This window comes from Nocardia sp. NPDC127606 (assembly GCF_042671725.1).
In the GTDB taxonomy this organism is placed as follows: domain Bacteria; phylum Actinomycetota; class Actinomycetes; order Mycobacteriales; family Mycobacteriaceae; genus Nocardia.
This window is the reverse complement of sequence record NZ_JBHXWQ010000006.1, coordinates 170765-184660: the sequence shown is the minus strand read 5'-3', so window position 1 is coordinate 184660 and position 13896 is coordinate 170765. Positions and strand designations below refer to the sequence as shown.

At 68.3% G+C, this 13896-nt stretch carries 12 protein-coding genes; 7 read left to right on the top strand and 5 right to left on the bottom strand.

Features of this window, described 5'->3' with window-relative positions; all coding sequences use genetic code 11:
- Positions 1 to 133 precede the first annotated feature (133 nt).
- Positions 134 to 1405 carry a mannosyltransferase gene (locus tag ACFVJ5_RS25375; protein WP_379223662.1) on the top strand — a complete coding sequence of 424 codons (1272 nt, stop codon included), beginning with the start codon at positions 134 to 136 and terminating at the stop codon, positions 1403 to 1405.
- Here the strand turns inward: ACFVJ5_RS25375 and ACFVJ5_RS25370 are convergent.
- Both ACFVJ5_RS25370 and ACFVJ5_RS25365 read right to left on the bottom strand, forming a co-directional pair.
- Positions 1394 to 1681, bottom strand: a complete 288-nt coding sequence (locus ACFVJ5_RS25370; protein ID WP_379223660.1) for a 4a-hydroxytetrahydrobiopterin dehydratase — start codon at positions 1679 to 1681, stop codon at positions 1394 to 1396. The genes ACFVJ5_RS25375 and ACFVJ5_RS25370 overlap by 12 nt on opposite strands.
- A gap of 20 nt (positions 1682 to 1701) precedes the next feature.
- Complete coding sequence (locus tag ACFVJ5_RS25365) at positions 1702 to 1878, bottom strand: hypothetical protein (protein WP_194826542.1); 177 nt, start codon at positions 1876 to 1878, stop codon at positions 1702 to 1704.
- A gap of 125 nt (positions 1879 to 2003) precedes the next feature.
- Here ACFVJ5_RS25365 and typA point away from each other — a divergent pair, with 125 nt between their 5' ends.
- The 5 genes from typA to ACFVJ5_RS25340 all read left to right on the top strand — a co-directional run bounded on the left by typA (position 2004) and on the right by ACFVJ5_RS25340 (position 8612).
- Positions 2004 to 3905, top strand: coding sequence for a translational GTPase TypA (gene typA, locus ACFVJ5_RS25360; RefSeq protein WP_358064503.1), 1902 nt, complete (start codon positions 2004 to 2006; stop codon positions 3903 to 3905).
- A gap of 163 nt (positions 3906 to 4068) precedes the next feature.
- Positions 4069 to 5790 carry an ABC transporter family substrate-binding protein gene (locus ACFVJ5_RS25355; RefSeq protein ID WP_379223658.1) on the top strand — a complete coding sequence of 574 codons (1722 nt, stop codon included), beginning with the start codon at positions 4069 to 4071 and terminating at the stop codon, positions 5788 to 5790.
- Positions 5787 to 6668, top strand: a complete 882-nt coding sequence (mshB, locus tag ACFVJ5_RS25350; RefSeq protein WP_379223656.1) for an N-acetyl-1-D-myo-inositol-2-amino-2-deoxy-alpha-D-glucopyranoside deacetylase — start codon at positions 5787 to 5789, stop codon at positions 6666 to 6668. The genes ACFVJ5_RS25355 and mshB overlap by 4 nt, the downstream gene beginning before the upstream one ends.
- Positions 6669 to 6766: 98 nt before the next feature.
- Positions 6767 to 8182, top strand: coding sequence for an amino acid permease (locus tag ACFVJ5_RS25345; RefSeq protein ID WP_379223654.1), 1416 nt, complete (start codon positions 6767 to 6769; stop codon positions 8180 to 8182).
- 10 nt (positions 8183 to 8192) lie between these two features.
- Complete coding sequence (locus ACFVJ5_RS25340) at positions 8193 to 8612, top strand: hypothetical protein (RefSeq protein ID WP_379223652.1); 420 nt, start codon at positions 8193 to 8195, stop codon at positions 8610 to 8612.
- Here ACFVJ5_RS25340 and ACFVJ5_RS25335 read toward each other — a convergent pair.
- From ACFVJ5_RS25335 to ACFVJ5_RS25325, 3 genes are read right to left on the bottom strand one after another with little or no spacing between them, the layout of a single operon-like run.
- On the bottom strand, positions 8602 to 8955 hold the full coding sequence (locus ACFVJ5_RS25335) for a DUF1622 domain-containing protein (protein ID WP_379223650.1): 354 nt from the start codon (positions 8953 to 8955) through the stop codon (positions 8602 to 8604). The genes ACFVJ5_RS25340 and ACFVJ5_RS25335 overlap by 11 nt on opposite strands.
- 42 nt (positions 8956 to 8997) lie before the next feature.
- Positions 8998 to 10563, bottom strand: coding sequence for a PH domain-containing protein (locus ACFVJ5_RS25330; protein WP_379223964.1), 1566 nt, complete (start codon positions 10561 to 10563; stop codon positions 8998 to 9000).
- A gap of 35 nt (positions 10564 to 10598) precedes the next feature.
- Positions 10599 to 11099, bottom strand: coding sequence for a PH domain-containing protein (locus ACFVJ5_RS25325; protein ID WP_379223649.1), 501 nt, complete (start codon positions 11097 to 11099; stop codon positions 10599 to 10601).
- A gap of 150 nt (positions 11100 to 11249) precedes the next feature.
- On the opposite strand from ACFVJ5_RS25325, the gene ACFVJ5_RS25320 reads away from it, so the two are divergent.
- Complete coding sequence (locus tag ACFVJ5_RS25320; RefSeq protein ID WP_379223647.1) at positions 11250 to 13850, top strand: bifunctional FO biosynthesis protein CofGH; 2601 nt, start codon at positions 11250 to 11252, stop codon at positions 13848 to 13850.
- The last annotated feature ends 46 nt before the right edge of the window (positions 13851 to 13896 follow it).

Genomic DNA, 13896 nt, shown 5'->3' with positions numbered 1-13896 from the left:
CATGTTCATCGACGCTAGCCCTGAGCGGTGTTACACCTGGGGATGTTGATGCAACTGTTACCCATGGTGTCGGGGTGGCCGGTGGCCGCCGGTGGCTCGCGGCCGCCTGGTTAAAGTAGCGGAGCACCGCGAAATGGCGCGCGACGCCACCCATCCGACCGAAAGCCTGGCCTTGAACCGACACCTCCGATGGGCTCTCGCGCTGCTCGGACTGTCCGTGCTCGCCAGGCTGGCCTGGATGCTCTTCGCCCCCAACGGCCTCAACGTCGTCGATCTGCACGTCTACGTGGACGGCTCGGCCGCACTGCTCACCGATCGGCTCTACGACTTCACCTACTCCGAGGTGACGCCGGACTTCCCGCTGCCGTTCACCTATCCACCGTTCGCGGCGCTGGTGTTCTTCCCGCTGCACTATCTGCCGTTCACGCTGGTGGCGGTCGGCTGGATGCTGGCCACCGTCGCCGCGCTCTACGGCGTGATCCGGATCAGCTTCGAACTGCTCCTCGGCGAGGTGAAGGCGAAGCAGACGCCGTGGATCACCGCGGCCGTCGGCTGGACCGCGCTCGGGGTGTGGCTGGAGCCGGTGCGAACCACGATCGACTACGGCCAGGTCAATGTGTTCCTGGTGCTCGGCGCGATGCTGGCCGTGCGCAGTGCGCGGTGGTGGATCTCGGGCACCCTCGTCGGCGTGATCGCCGGCATCAAGCTGACCCCGGCCATCACCGGTCTGTACTTCGTGGCGCGGCGGCGCTGGGCGACGGTGCTGTGGTCGGCGGGGGCCTTCGGGCTGACTGTCGCTGTGAGCTTTCTCATCAATGCCCACGAGGCGAAGCGTTATTTCGGCACCCTGCTCGGCGACGCCGACCGGATCGGCCCGGTGGGCTCGGTGTGGAACCAGTCGCTGCGCGGCGCGCTGAGCCGCATTCTGGGCTACGACGTGCAGTCCGGGCCGTGGTGGCTGGCCGCGGTCGCGGTCACGGCGGTGCTGGCGTTCTGCGCGTGGCGCACCCTCGGCCCCGACGACCGGCTCGGCACCCTGGTGCTGGTGCAGCTGTTCGGGCTGATGATCTCGCCGATCTCCTGGTCACACCACTGGGTCTGGCTGATCCCGACCGCGCTGTGGCTGCTCTACGGGCCGTTGCGGGACGAGCGCGTGGCGCGGATCATCGCCGGGTTCTGGGTGCTGACGATGCTGGTGGGCGTGCCGTGGGTGCTCTCGTTCGCGCAGCCGACGATCTGGACCATCCCGCGCCCGTGGCCGCTGGCCTGGCTCGGCGCGGTCGACGTGATCGGCGTGTTCGTACTGCTCGGCTGGCTGATCTGGCGCGGTCGCGACACTTTGCGCGACCGACTCCCCGGCCGTCGCACGGCCGAGGTGCCCGCGAGCGCAGGCTCAGCCGAGTAGGTCGTCGATGGTGTGCGCCATCGCCGTATCGAGCGAGGTGAGCCCACCCGCAGAATGCGTACTCAGCGTGAAACGCAGTGTGCGCCAACGGATATCGATATCGGGATGATGATCGGCCGCTTCGGCCGCCGCGGCGACCTTTCGTACCGTCTCGATTCCCGCGAGGAAGCTCGGTGCCTGCACGGTGCGGGTGATCGCGTCACCGTCGTGGGACCACTCCGGCAGAGTGGCCATGGCGATGGTGAGCTCGGGAGCGGAGAGCAACGGAGTACCCATACCTCGGTTGTACGCCTCGCCTACTTGGCGCGCGCCAGCTTCAGCGCTTTTTTGAGATCTTTGCCGCACGTTCCGGCGGCCTCGGCCTTCTTCATTCGCATGATGACGACGGGGCATTTGAAGCAGCGGGTCTTCTTCCTACAGCACTTTTTCTTCGGCTTCAGGCTCGAGACCTTCTTCGCCTTCACCTTGCCCATGGGAGTTAGCGTAGCCTAAGTACAAAGCCTGACACGAGGTCGCCGCTCCGGTACCGGTAGGGTGTAACAGGCCGCGATGCCAGATGAATGCGCGCCAAATACATCAACAGCAGGAGGATTGAGGCGTGTCGTCTTCACGCGATTTTCGCAACGTCGCCATCGTGGCCCACGTCGACCACGGCAAGACGACGCTGGTTGACGCCATGCTTCGTCAGTCGGGCGCGTTCGCTGAGCGAGCCGAGCTGGTCGACCGAGTCATGGACTCCGGTGATCTCGAGCGCGAGAAGGGCATCACCATTCTCGCGAAGAACACCGCCGTCCATCGCCATAACCCCGACGGTTCTCTCACCGTCATCAACGTGATCGACACCCCCGGCCACGCCGACTTCGGTGGCGAGGTCGAGCGCGGCCTGTCCATGGTCGACGGTGTCGTGCTGCTCGTCGACGCGTCCGAGGGCCCGCTGCCCCAGACCCGTTTCGTGCTGCGCAAGGCCCTCGCGGCCAAGCTGCCGGTCATCCTGGTCGTCAACAAGACCGACCGTCCCGACGCCCGCATCGCCGAGGTCGTCTCCGAGTCGCACGACCTGCTGCTCGACTTGGCCTCCGACCTCGACGACGAGGCCGCCGAAGCCGCCGAGCTGGCGCTGGACCTGCCGGTCCTCTACGCCTCGGGCCGTGAGGGCAAGGCGTCGAAGGTCGAGCCGGAAAACGGTTCCGCTCCCGACGCCGAGAACCTCGACGCCCTGTTCGAGGTGCTGATGGACTACATCCCGGCACCGAAGAGCAACAAGGACGCGCCGCTGCAGGCCCACGTCACCAACCTCGACGCGTCGGCGTTCCTCGGCCGTCTGGCCCTGGTCCGCATCTACGCGGGCGAGCTGCGCAAGGGGCAGAACGTCACCTGGATCAACGCCGACGGCGCCAAGACGGTCAAGATCACCGAGCTGCTCCAGACGATCGGTGTGGAGCGTCAGCCCGGCGAGGTCGCCGAGGCCGGTGACATCGTCGCCATCGCCGGTATCCCCGACATCATGATCGGCGACACCCTCGCCGATCCGGAGAACCCGGTCGCGCTGCCGCGCATCACCGTCGACGAGCCCGCCATCTCGGTGGTCATCGGCACCAACACCTCGCCGCTGGTCGGCCGGGTGCAGGGCCACAAGCTCACCGCCCGCATGCTCAAGTCGCGCCTGGATTCCGAGCTCATCGGTAACGTCTCGCTGCGCGTGCTCGACATCGGCCGTCCCGACGCCTGGGAGGTGCAGGGTCGTGGTGAGCTGGCGCTGGCCATCCTGGTCGAGCAGATGCGCCGTGAGGGCTTCGAGCTCACCGTCGGTAAGCCGCAGGTGGTCACCAAGCAGGTCGACGGCAAGACCCACGAGCCGTTCGAAGAGCTGACCATCGACTGCCCCGACGAGTACCTGGGCGCGATCACCCAGTTGCTGGCCGCCCGCAAGGGCAAGATGGTGCAGATGAGCAACCACGCCGCCGGCTGGGTGCGCATGGAGTTCATCGTCCCCTCGCGTGGCCTGATCGGCTTCCGCACCGTGTTCCTCACCGAGACCCGCGGTACCGGCATCGCCAACGCCGTCGCCCACGGTTACGCCCCGTGGGCCGGTGAGATCCGCGCTCGCCACACCGGTTCGCTGGTGTCGGACCGCGCGGGCACCGTCACCCCGTTCGCGATGATCCAGCTGGCCGACCGTGGTCAGTTCTTCGTCGAGCCGGGCGCCGACACCTACGAGGGCATGGTCGTCGGTATCAACCCGCGTGCCGAGGATCTCGATATCAACGTGACCCGCGAGAAGAAGCTGACCAACATGCGCAGCGCCAACGCGGACACCTTCGAGACCATGGCCAAGCCGTTGCAGCTCGACCTCGAGCTCGCGATGGAGTTCTGCACCGAGGACGAGTGCGTGGAGGTCACCCCCGAGGTGGTCCGCGTGCGCAAGCTGGTGCTGGGCGCCAACGAGCGGGCCCGCGACCTGTCGCGTCGCAAGGCTCGCGACAAGGCCGCCGCGAACTAGTCGGCAGTAGTGTCGAACGGCGTCGGCCGGGTACCGGAAACGGACCCGGCCGACGCCTTTTCGTTGGCCTGATATGGCCGAACGGCAGTGGATCGAGGGGTTGGGTAGAGTGCGCAAGGTGAGTTCGGGGCGGCGCGCAAGGTGGCGCGTGATGGTGCTGGCGATGATTGCCTCGACGGCGGTCGTGGCCGGTTGCACGGCGAATCCGCCACCGCCGATCGAGTCTTCCGACTCGCCCAAGACCACCCAGGCCAAGCCGGGCAAGAACACCGTCGTCGTGGCGATCGACGACATCGGAATCGGGTTCAACCCGCATCTGCGCTCGGATCAGTCGCCGGTGACCAGTGCGGTGAGTTCGATGGTGCTGCCCAGCCCGTTCCGTGCCGCACCGAGCCCCGTGCATCCCGGTCTGGTCGACTGGGTGCCCGATACCTCGCTGATCGTCTCGGCCGACGTGACGGCCCAGGAGCCGTTCACCATCACCTACACCCTGCGTAATCAGGCCAATTGGTCCGATGGCGCTCCGATCGCCGCCGAGGACTTCCGGTTCCTCTGGCAGCAGATGATCAGCCAGCCCGGCGTGGTGGACCCGGCCGGCTACCGGCTTATCTCCGATGTGGCCTCGTCGGGCGGCGGCAAGACGGTCACGGTCACCATGACCCAGCCCTATCCGGCCTGGCGTGAGCTGTTCTCGAATCTGCTGCCCTCGCACCTGGTGAAGGACTCACCGGGCGGGTTCACCAGCGGGCTGGTCGACAAGATCCCGGTCTCGGGCGGCAATTTCACCATCAAATCGGTCGATCGCGGACGCGACGAGATCCTGCTCGAACGCAACGACCGGTTCTGGGGTACGCCCGCGTCCCCGGATCAGATCCAGTTCCGTCGTGGCGGCACGCCCTCGCAGCTGGCCGAATCGCTGCGCACCGGTGACGCGCAGATGGCGCTCGTGCACGGCGGCGTGGCGACCCAGGCGCAACTGGCCGCGATCCCGTCGGTGCGGACCACGATCATGCCGCAGGCTCGGGAACTGCAACTCGCGCTCAACGGCCGCTCCGGCGACCTCGCCGATGGCCGGGTCCGCAAGGCCGTGCTCGCGCTGCTCGACCCCGCACTGTTGGCGACCGTCGGCGCGCAGACCGGTGGCTGGGTGGAACCCGCTCGCGCCCAAGTACTTTCGCCGTCGAGTCCGGGCTATGTGCCCACCGCGCCGCCGCGGATGACCGCCGAGGAGGCGTTCGCCCTGCTGGCCGAGGCCGGTTACGGCCGTGCGCCGGAGACGCCGCAGACCGGCTCGCCCACCTCGCCCGCGCCGCGTCCGCGCTCGGTGGCGCGCAACGGCAAGGGACTGTCGGTGCGGATCGGCGCCGTCACCGAGGACGCGTCGGCGCTGGCCGTCGCCAATACCGCCGCCGACCAATTGCGCAGCGCCGGTATCGATGCCACCGTTCGCGGCCTGGCCGCCGATGAGCTGTACGGCAAGGACCTCACCGAATCCTCGATCGACGCCATCGTCGGCTGGGAGCTCGCGGGCGGGGACCCCGCCACCGCGCTCGCCTCACGTTACGGCTGTCCGCCCGTCGAACCGGCAGGTGCCGAAGGTCCCGCATTGGCCGCGGCCGAGGCGTATCGCAAGGCGCCCAGCAATATCGGCGGTGTGTGCGATCCGACCCTGCAACCCTCGATCGACGAAGCGCTGCGGGGGTTCGAGGTGCCGCGGATCCTGGCCGAATCCGAGCCACGGCTGTGGGAACTGGCGACCGTGTTGCCGATCGTGCAGGACAACGTCGTCGCCGCGGCCGGTCCGCGCGTCGACGGTGTGTCGCTGTCGGGCGCCATCCAGGTCGGCATCTTCGGTGATACAGCACAGTGGCGGAGGATCCCGTGACCGAGACCGGCGGCCTGCTCCTCGTCCACGCCCATCCCGATGACGAAACCCTCACCACGGGCGGCACTATCGCGCACTACCGCCGCCGCGGCGTCCCGGTGACCGTGGTGACCTGCACGCTCGGCGAGGAGGGTGAGGTCATCGGTGAACGGTGGTCACGCCTGATCGCCGCCGAAGCCGACCAGCTCGGCGGTTACCGCATCGGCGAACTCACCGCCGCGCTGTCGGCCCTCGACGCGGGCGAGCCGTGGTTCCTCGGCGGCCCCGGCCGGTGGCGCGATTCCGGCATGGCGGGCACGCCGTCGGCGGCGAATCCGCGGGCCTTCGTGAATTCCGGTGACGCCGCCGTCGACGCGCTCGTCGCGGTGATCCTCGAACTGCGGCCCCGGGTCGTCGTCACCTACGACCCACGCGGCGGCTACGGCCATCCCGACCACATCCGCGCGCACGAGATCACCACCGCGGCGGTCGCGGCCGCTGCCGAGCAGGGATGGGACGTCCCCAAGTTCTATTGGACCGTCACCGACGGCGATCTGCTGCGCCAGCACACCGCCGCGCTGGCTCGCCGCACCGTCGACGAACTGCCCGGCGCGCTGCCCGCGGGCTGGCGTCTGCCGGTCGAGGCCGAGCTGGCCGCCATGTCGACGAGCGGGGTGACCACCGTGGTCGACGTCTCCGACGCGGTCTCGGCCAAGCGCGCCGCCATGCGCGCGCACGCCACCCAGGTCACCGTCGCGCCGAGTGGCCGGGAATTCGCTCTGTCGAACAACATCGCGCTGCCGGTGCTGCCGGAGGAGCACTTCCGGCTGGTACGTGGCATTTGTGGCCAGGTGGGCGCCGACGGCTTCGAGCACGACCTGTTCGCCGGTCTCGATTGAGTCGCTAGCCACAGGGTTGCCATCGCGGCTCGGGGCGCTTGCCGGTACCGTTCCGGTGTCCGCGTTCTCGGGTGTTCTCGCACGATGGGTGGCGTGTCATGACCGCTGTGGGTGATCGATCGGACCTCGACGCCGAGGACGCCGGGTATCACAAGTCCCTCGGCAAACGTCAGCTGATGATGATCGCCATCGGCGGCGCGATCGGCACCGGCCTGTTCCTGAGTTCCGGCGGCAGGCTGGCCAGTGCGGGGCCCATGCTGTGGGTCGTCTACGCGGTCTGTGGCGTGTTCGTGTTCTTCATCCTGCGCGCACTGGGCGAGCTGGTGCTGCACCGCCCGACCTCCGGTTCGTTCGTCTCCTACGCGCGCGAATTCCTCGGGGAGAAGGCCGCTTTCGTCGCGGGCTGGATGTACTTCCTGAACTGGTCGATGACCGGCATCGCCGACTCCACCGCCATCGCGCTGTACTTCCACTACTGGCAGCCGATGACCTCGGTGCCGCAGTGGGTGCTGGCGCTGATCGCGTTGGTGCTCGTGCTGATCGTGAACCTGGTGAGCGTCAAGGCATTCGGTGAGCTGGAGTTCTGGGCCGCGCTGGTGAAGGTGACCGCGCTGTGTGCCTTCCTGGTGATCGGCACGGTGTTCCTGCTGGGGCGCTTCACCATTCGTGGCGAACAGACCGGCCCGACGATGATCTCCGAGCACGGTGGCATGTTCCCGACCGGCATCCTGCCGCTGGTGCTCGTCACCTCGGGCGTGATCTTCGCCTATGCCGCCGTCGAATTGGTCGGTACGGCGGCGGGGGAGACCAAGGATCCCGAGAAGCTGATGCCGCGGGCGATCAACTCCGTGATCCTGCGGATCGCGGTGTTCTACGTCGGATCGCTACTGTTGCTCGGACTCCTGCTGCCGTACACGGCCTATCACGCGGGGGAGAGCCCGTTCGTCACGTTCTTCGCCGCGCTCGGCGTGCCCGGCATCGGATCGCTGATGAATATCGTCGTGCTCACCGCGGCGTTCTCCAGTCTCAACGCGGGGCTGTATTCGACCGGGCGCATCCTGCGTTCGATGTCGATGCGCGGCAGCGCCCCTCGGTTCACCTCGGTGATGAGCGGCCACGGCGTGCCCTACGGCGGGATCCTGCTCACCTTCGGCATCGCGCTGCTCGGGGTGGTGCTCAACGGGTTCGTTCCGGATCAGGCCTTCGAGATCGTCTTGAACATGGCCTCGCTCGGCATCCTGGCGTCGTGGGCCACCATCGTGCTGTGTCAGCTGCGGATGTGGCACCTGTGGAAGCGGGGGCAGCTCGAGCGTCCCGCGTTCCGGATGATGGGCGCGCCGTACACCGGCTGGGCGACGCTGGCCTTCCTGTGCACCGTGCTGGTCCTGATGGCGATCGACCGCCCGGTAGGGACCTGGACGGTGGCGAGCCTGCTGGTGATCGTGCCCGCCCTGCTGATCGGCTGGCGGTTCTCCGGGGCGCGCGCGGCACAGCAGAGCGCTTCGGCCGAATAGACTCACGCGTATGGTGACCGATCGCGATCAGCCCACCGCCGTGCTGCGGTCCGCGCGTATCTCCGGCGTGGCGGATCCGCTGATCTCGGGACTCATCGTCGTGTTGCTGTTCGTCGACGCGCTGATCACCCTGGCCGTCGAAGTGCTGTTCCTGCCCCTCTACATCGGCTCGCTGGCGTTTCCGGTGGTGGCGCTGTTCGCCGCGCCCATCAACATCGCGCTGGTCTACGGCATGGAATCGGTGACCGACCGGATCGGCTTCACCTTCGCCCCGATCGTGGTGTGGGTCTTCGGGTTCCTGGTCTGCGCCTCACGCGGGCCGGGCGGCGACATCATGCTCGGCAGCGACGGCCGCACCCTGTTGCTGTTCGCCTGTGGTGTGCTCGCGCCCGCGGGGTACCTGTACTACCGGTCGAACCTCAGCCGGTAGCTTTCGGCTTCTGCCACGGCCACTGCCCGGTCAGTTCGAGTTCGAGCGAGTAGCTCAGGAACGTCCGCACCAGCACGATCAAGGCCAGCACGCCCACGCTGGTGAACGTCGGTGCGATGGCGACCGTGCGGATGATGTCGGCCGCGACCAGGAATTCCAGTCCGAGCAGGATCGCCCGGCCGAGGCCCCGGCGATAGGTGCGATAGGCGAGTTCGAACTCCTCGCGCATGGCCAACTGCCGCAGGAACCGGACCGTGCCGACGAACCCGCCGATAACGATGGCGGCGACCCCCGCCCCGTCCAGCACCTGGCCCGCGGTCTCGATAACCTCGGTGAACTGCACGAATCACCCCTAGCGTCAGCGGCACGGCGATCGAATCGAACGCTACGCCGAGTCGGCGTCGCCCGCGCGGCTATCGGGCGCGGCGGGTCTGCGTGCCGTGCCGAGTCGGCCCGGGTCCACTTCTTCGATCAGGGCCGCGGCCTGATCGATCGGGATGTCGACCACCAGATAGGACTTCTTGCCCGCGGCGGTGGCCGCGACGACGGTGGCGAGTCCGGCACGGCGCTGCCAGAAGGTCTGTCGCACCGTCCATCCGATGATGCCCGGCGCTTCGAGGCAGTCCCGATTGCGATCGAGGCTGCCCCGGCGGGTGATCAGCCAGGTCGGGCCGGTGGTACCGGGGAGCACGCGGTGACCGAGGCCGCGGTAGCGGTCCTCGGCGAGCAGGGCCATGACGACGGCGAACACCACCGGGAAGGGCCAGGCCCACGGTGCCAGGTGACCACCCGTGAGCACGACGGCGAGCATGGCGACGACAACGATCCCGACGGGCCACGCGGCGCGGGTGTAGCGGCGACGGCGGGCGGCGGGTCCGTGGCTGCGCAGCTCGACGGTGCCAAGGGCGGAACCGGTGATCGGTTGTGGTGCGGTCGAACCCGGTGCGGCCGAAGCTCGGTCGTGCGGGCCTCGGCGGCTGCGGAGCAGTTCGTCGAGGGTGCGTTCGACGGCGACGCGGGGCGCCTGCGGAAGGATCTTCTGGCGCGGGTTCTCGCCGGTCATGATCATTTCCAGCTGGGCGGCGCGGGCGGCGCGCAGCAGGAGCGGTTCGTTGAGGGTGGCGCCACGGAAGCGGGCCAGGTCGAGGGTGATCTGGCGGGTGGTGAACAGTCCGTGGCGCAGGTGCAGGGTGGCGCCGTTGTCGAGCACGCGCAGGCCGAACCAGGTGGCGAGGTACTGGGCGCACGCGGCGAGGTTCACCAGCGCCAACGTCAGCACGGTCAGCCCGGCGATGGTGATCGCGACGATCGCCGCGGTGTCGTCGTCGAGATGTTGGACGACAGCGCTTTTCGACAGCACGTCGATCACCCCGTACTGCGCGCCGAGCCCCGCGATGGGTGCCACGACAGCCAGTCCGGTGAGCGACAGCGGCGCGTAGCGCACCCACGCCGCCCGCCAGTGCCCGATCTCCACCCCGGACTCGGCGAGCGCGTCAGGGCGCGAGACATGCGGCGCCCCGGCCGCGTCGACGTGGTCGGGCGCGTGTTGCCCGGTGTGCGAGAGCAATTCGGCCCGCAGCGCCGGGATCTGGCTCGTATCGAGCGCGTCGAGCTTGAACTCCTCGCCCTTGTCGGTCTGCTTTCCGGTGCCGATCGCCAGCACCGCCAGCCCCAGCACCCGGTGCAGCAGATCGGCTTCCACGTCCACCGACCGGATGCGCGGCCTCGGCACCGACAAGGTCCGGCGTGCCACGATCCCACTGCGCAACTGCACGTGATCGGCGTCGATCCGATACGACGTGGTGAACCAGCGCGCGATACCGAACGCCGCGACCAGCACCACCGGGATGAGGCTCCACAGCGGATTACCGCTGGTCGTGCCGACGATGATCGAACCGAGCAGCACCGGAATGTATTTCATGATCTCGTTGACCGGATACACCAGCAGCATGCGCGGGTCGAGGCGCTGCCATTCGACGGGCTGGATCACGTCGCGTCCCCGCGGTGCTGCGCGGCGATCGCGGTCAGCCGCAGCACCGTCTCCTCGGCCACCGGCAGGTCGAGCGCACTGATCTTCACCGCCCCCGCCGACGACGCGGTGGTCACGGTGACCGTCGCCAGCCCCAGGATCCGTTCCAGCGGCCCACGCTCGGTGTCCACGGTCTGCACCCGCGAGATCGGCGCGACCCGTGACTCCTGATTCAGCCACCCCACCCGCGTGTACACGGCCTCGTCGGTGACCTCCCACCGATGCACCGCGTACCGCCACACCGGGATCACCACGACGGCGACCACCGCGAGCACCACGAGCGCCAGCCCGGCGAGCACCTGCCAGCCCCGACGGTCCCCGTCGAGCACCGCCCACACTCCGAGCGCGATGAACAACACCACCACGCCGATCGCGTTTTCCAACGCCCACAGCAGCTTGGCCTTGGAACTCGGACGCCAGGCCGGTTCGGCCAGGATGGTGGAACGCGGCAGTGACATGCTGCCCATGGTTCCATGCGCGTGCGACGAGTTCACCCTGTCGGGAATACGCGTGGTCACGGTGGAGGTTGTCGTCGGACAAGGACGACCACGCCGCGCCCGCCGTGGGCCCGTGACCAGCCGACCACACGTCCGGGGAAGAAGTAGCGCATGATCGACGGGGTGACCGACCTTCCGAAGCCGAGCGTTCCGATGTCGCCGCCGAGTCCCGCAGCGATGCGCCGGGCCCTGCGCCGAGCCCGCGACGGCGTCACGTTGAACGTCGACGAGGCCACCGTCCTGCTCTATGCCACCGGCGACGACCTCGTCGACCTGTGTGCCAGCGCCGCCAGAGTCCGCGACGCGGGCCTGGAATCGGCGGGCCGCCCACGCACGATCAGCTATTCGCGCAATGTGTTCATCCCCCTCACCAAGCTGTGCCGGGACAAGTGCCACTACTGCACGTTCGTCACCGTGCCCGGCAAGCTGCGCGCCGAGGGCAAGGGCATGTTCCTCGAACCCGACGAGGTGCTCGAGATCGCCCGCCAGGGGGCCGCGCTGGGGTGCAAGGAAGCGCTGTTCACCCTCGGTGACCGGCCGGAGGACCGCTGGCCCGAGGCCGCGCAGTGGCTCGACGAACGCGGCTACGACTCCACCCTCGACTATCTGCGTGCCGTCTCGATCCTCGTGCTGGAGGAGACCGGCCTGCTGCCGCACCTGAACCCCGGCGTGATGAGCTGGAACGAGATCTCCCGCCTCAAGCCCGTGGCCCAGTCCATGGGCATGATGCTCGAAACCACCGCCACCAGGCTGTTCACCGACAAGGGCGAATGCCACTACGGCAGCCCCGACAAGGATCCCGCGGTCCGGCTGCGCTCGATCACCGACGCGGGCAGGCTCTCGGTGCCCTACACCACCGGCATCCTGGTGGGCATCGGTGAGAATCTCACCGAACGCGCCGAGTCGATCATGGCGATTCGCAAGCAGCACAGGGAGTTCGGGCACATCCAGGAGGTGATCGTGCAGAACTTCCGCGCCAAGGACGACACCGCCATGCGCGATGTTCCCGATGCGGGCGTGGCGGAGTTCCTGGCGACCGTCGCGGTGACGAGATTGCTGCTCGGCCCCGATGTTCCGGTGCAGGCACCGCCGAACCTGGTGTCGCACAGTGATTGCCGGGCGCTGATCGACGCCGGTATCGACGACTGGGGTGGGGTGTCGCCGGTGACGGTCGACCACGTCAACCCCGAACGCCCGTGGCCGAATCTGGACACCCTGCGCGAGATCACCGAGGCGGCCGGGTTCACCCTCGTCGAGCGCACCTCCGCGCACCCGAAATACGTTCGCGCGGGCCATCCTTGGATCGATCCCCGGATCGGCGCGCACGTCGACGCGCTCACCGACCCCGCGACTGGCCTGGCCAGGCCCGAGGCCATGCCGGTCGGCCTGCCGTGGCAGGAACCCGACGAGTCATGGGATTCGGTCGGCCGCGTCGACCTGAACACCGCCATCGACACCGAGGGACGCAACACCGACAGCCGCAGCGATTCCGGGCTCGGTCAGGAAGTCGTCGGCGCGTTCGGCGACTGGGAGACGATTCGCGAACACGCCCGCGACCTGGCCGTCGTCGCGCCCGAGCGGCTCGATTCCGAGGTGCTCGACGCGCTGCGCGCCGCCGAGAAGGACCCGGCGGGTCTTACCGACGATCAGTACCTGGCCCTGGCCACCGCTGACGGCGCGAACATGGAAGCCGTTGCCGCACTGGCCGACTCGCTGCGACGTGAGGTCTCCGGCGACGAGGTCACCTACGTGGTGAACCGCAATATCAACTTCACCAATATCTGCTACACCGGCTGCCGCTTCTGCGCTTTCGCCCAGCGCAAGGGCGACGCGGACGCCTTCACCCTCAGCACCGACGAGGTCGCCGACCGCGCGTGGGAAGCCCACGTCGACGGCGCCACCGAGATCTGCATGCAGGGCGGCATCGACCCCGAACTCCCCGTCACCGGCTACGCCGACCTGGTCCGCGCCATCAAGGCGCGGGTGCCGTCGATGCATGTCCACGCGTTCAGCCCGATGGAGATCGTCAACGGTGCCTCCCGTGGCGGCCAGAGCATCCACGACTGGTTGTCGGCGCTGAAGGAGGCCGGATTGGGCTCGATCCCCGGAACGGCCGCCGAGATCCTCGACGACGAGGTCCGCTGGGTGCTCACCAAGGGCAAACTCCCCACCTCGGCCTGGATCGAGGTCATCACCACCGCGCACAAGCTGGGCATCCCGTCGAGCTCGACGATGATGTACGGACATGTGGACAACCCGAAGCACTGGGTGGGCCACCTGCGGGTGCTGCGCGGCATCCAGGACGAGACGGGCGGCTTCACCGAGTTCGTCCCGCTCCCGTTCGTCCACCAGAGCGCGCCGCTCTACCTCGCCGGCGCGGCCCGGCCGGGCCCTACCAACCGCGACAACCGCGCGGTCCACGCGCTGGCCCGGATCATGCTGCACGGCCGCATCCACAACATCCAGACCAGCTGGGTGAAACTGGGTACCCTCGGTACTCAGGCCATGCTCACCGGCGGCGCCAACGATCTGGGTGGCACGCTGATGGAAGAGACCATCTCCCGGATGGCCGGTTCCCAGCACGGCTCCGCGAAAACCGTCGCCGAACTCACCGAGATCGCGGCGGGCATCAACCGGCCGGTCCGCGAACGCACCACCACCTACGGAGTGGTGGAAGCCAAACCGCCACCACTGCCATTGGCTATCGGATGATTGTCAGTATGAGTTAGGGCAGGCTGACCTGGGAGTAATGTGGGCG

Coding starts and splice junctions, on each gene's coding strand:
- ACFVJ5_RS25370 (WP_379223660.1), bottom strand. CDS start 1,681: ATGGGTACTCCGTTGCTCTCCGCTCCCGAGCTCACCATCGCCATGGCC.
- ACFVJ5_RS25320 (WP_379223647.1), top strand. CDS start 11,250: ATGATCGACGGGGTGACCGACCTTCCGAAGCCGAGCGTTCCGATGTCG.
- ACFVJ5_RS25325 (WP_379223649.1), bottom strand. CDS start 11,099: ATGTCACTGCCGCGTTCCACCATCCTGGCCGAACCGGCCTGGCGTCCG.
- ACFVJ5_RS25365 (WP_194826542.1), bottom strand. CDS start 1,878: ATGGGCAAGGTGAAGGCGAAGAAGGTCTCGAGCCTGAAGCCGAAGAAA.
- ACFVJ5_RS25330 (WP_379223964.1), bottom strand. CDS start 10,563: ATGCTGCTGGTGTATCCGGTCAACGAGATCATGAAATACATTCCGGTG.
- ACFVJ5_RS25375 (WP_379223662.1), top strand. CDS start 134: ATGGCGCGCGACGCCACCCATCCGACCGAAAGCCTGGCCTTGAACCGA.
- ACFVJ5_RS25345 (WP_379223654.1), top strand. CDS start 6,767: ATGACCGCTGTGGGTGATCGATCGGACCTCGACGCCGAGGACGCCGGG.
- ACFVJ5_RS25340 (WP_379223652.1), top strand. CDS start 8,193: ATGGTGACCGATCGCGATCAGCCCACCGCCGTGCTGCGGTCCGCGCGT.
- ACFVJ5_RS25355 (WP_379223658.1), top strand. CDS start 4,069: ATGATTGCCTCGACGGCGGTCGTGGCCGGTTGCACGGCGAATCCGCCA.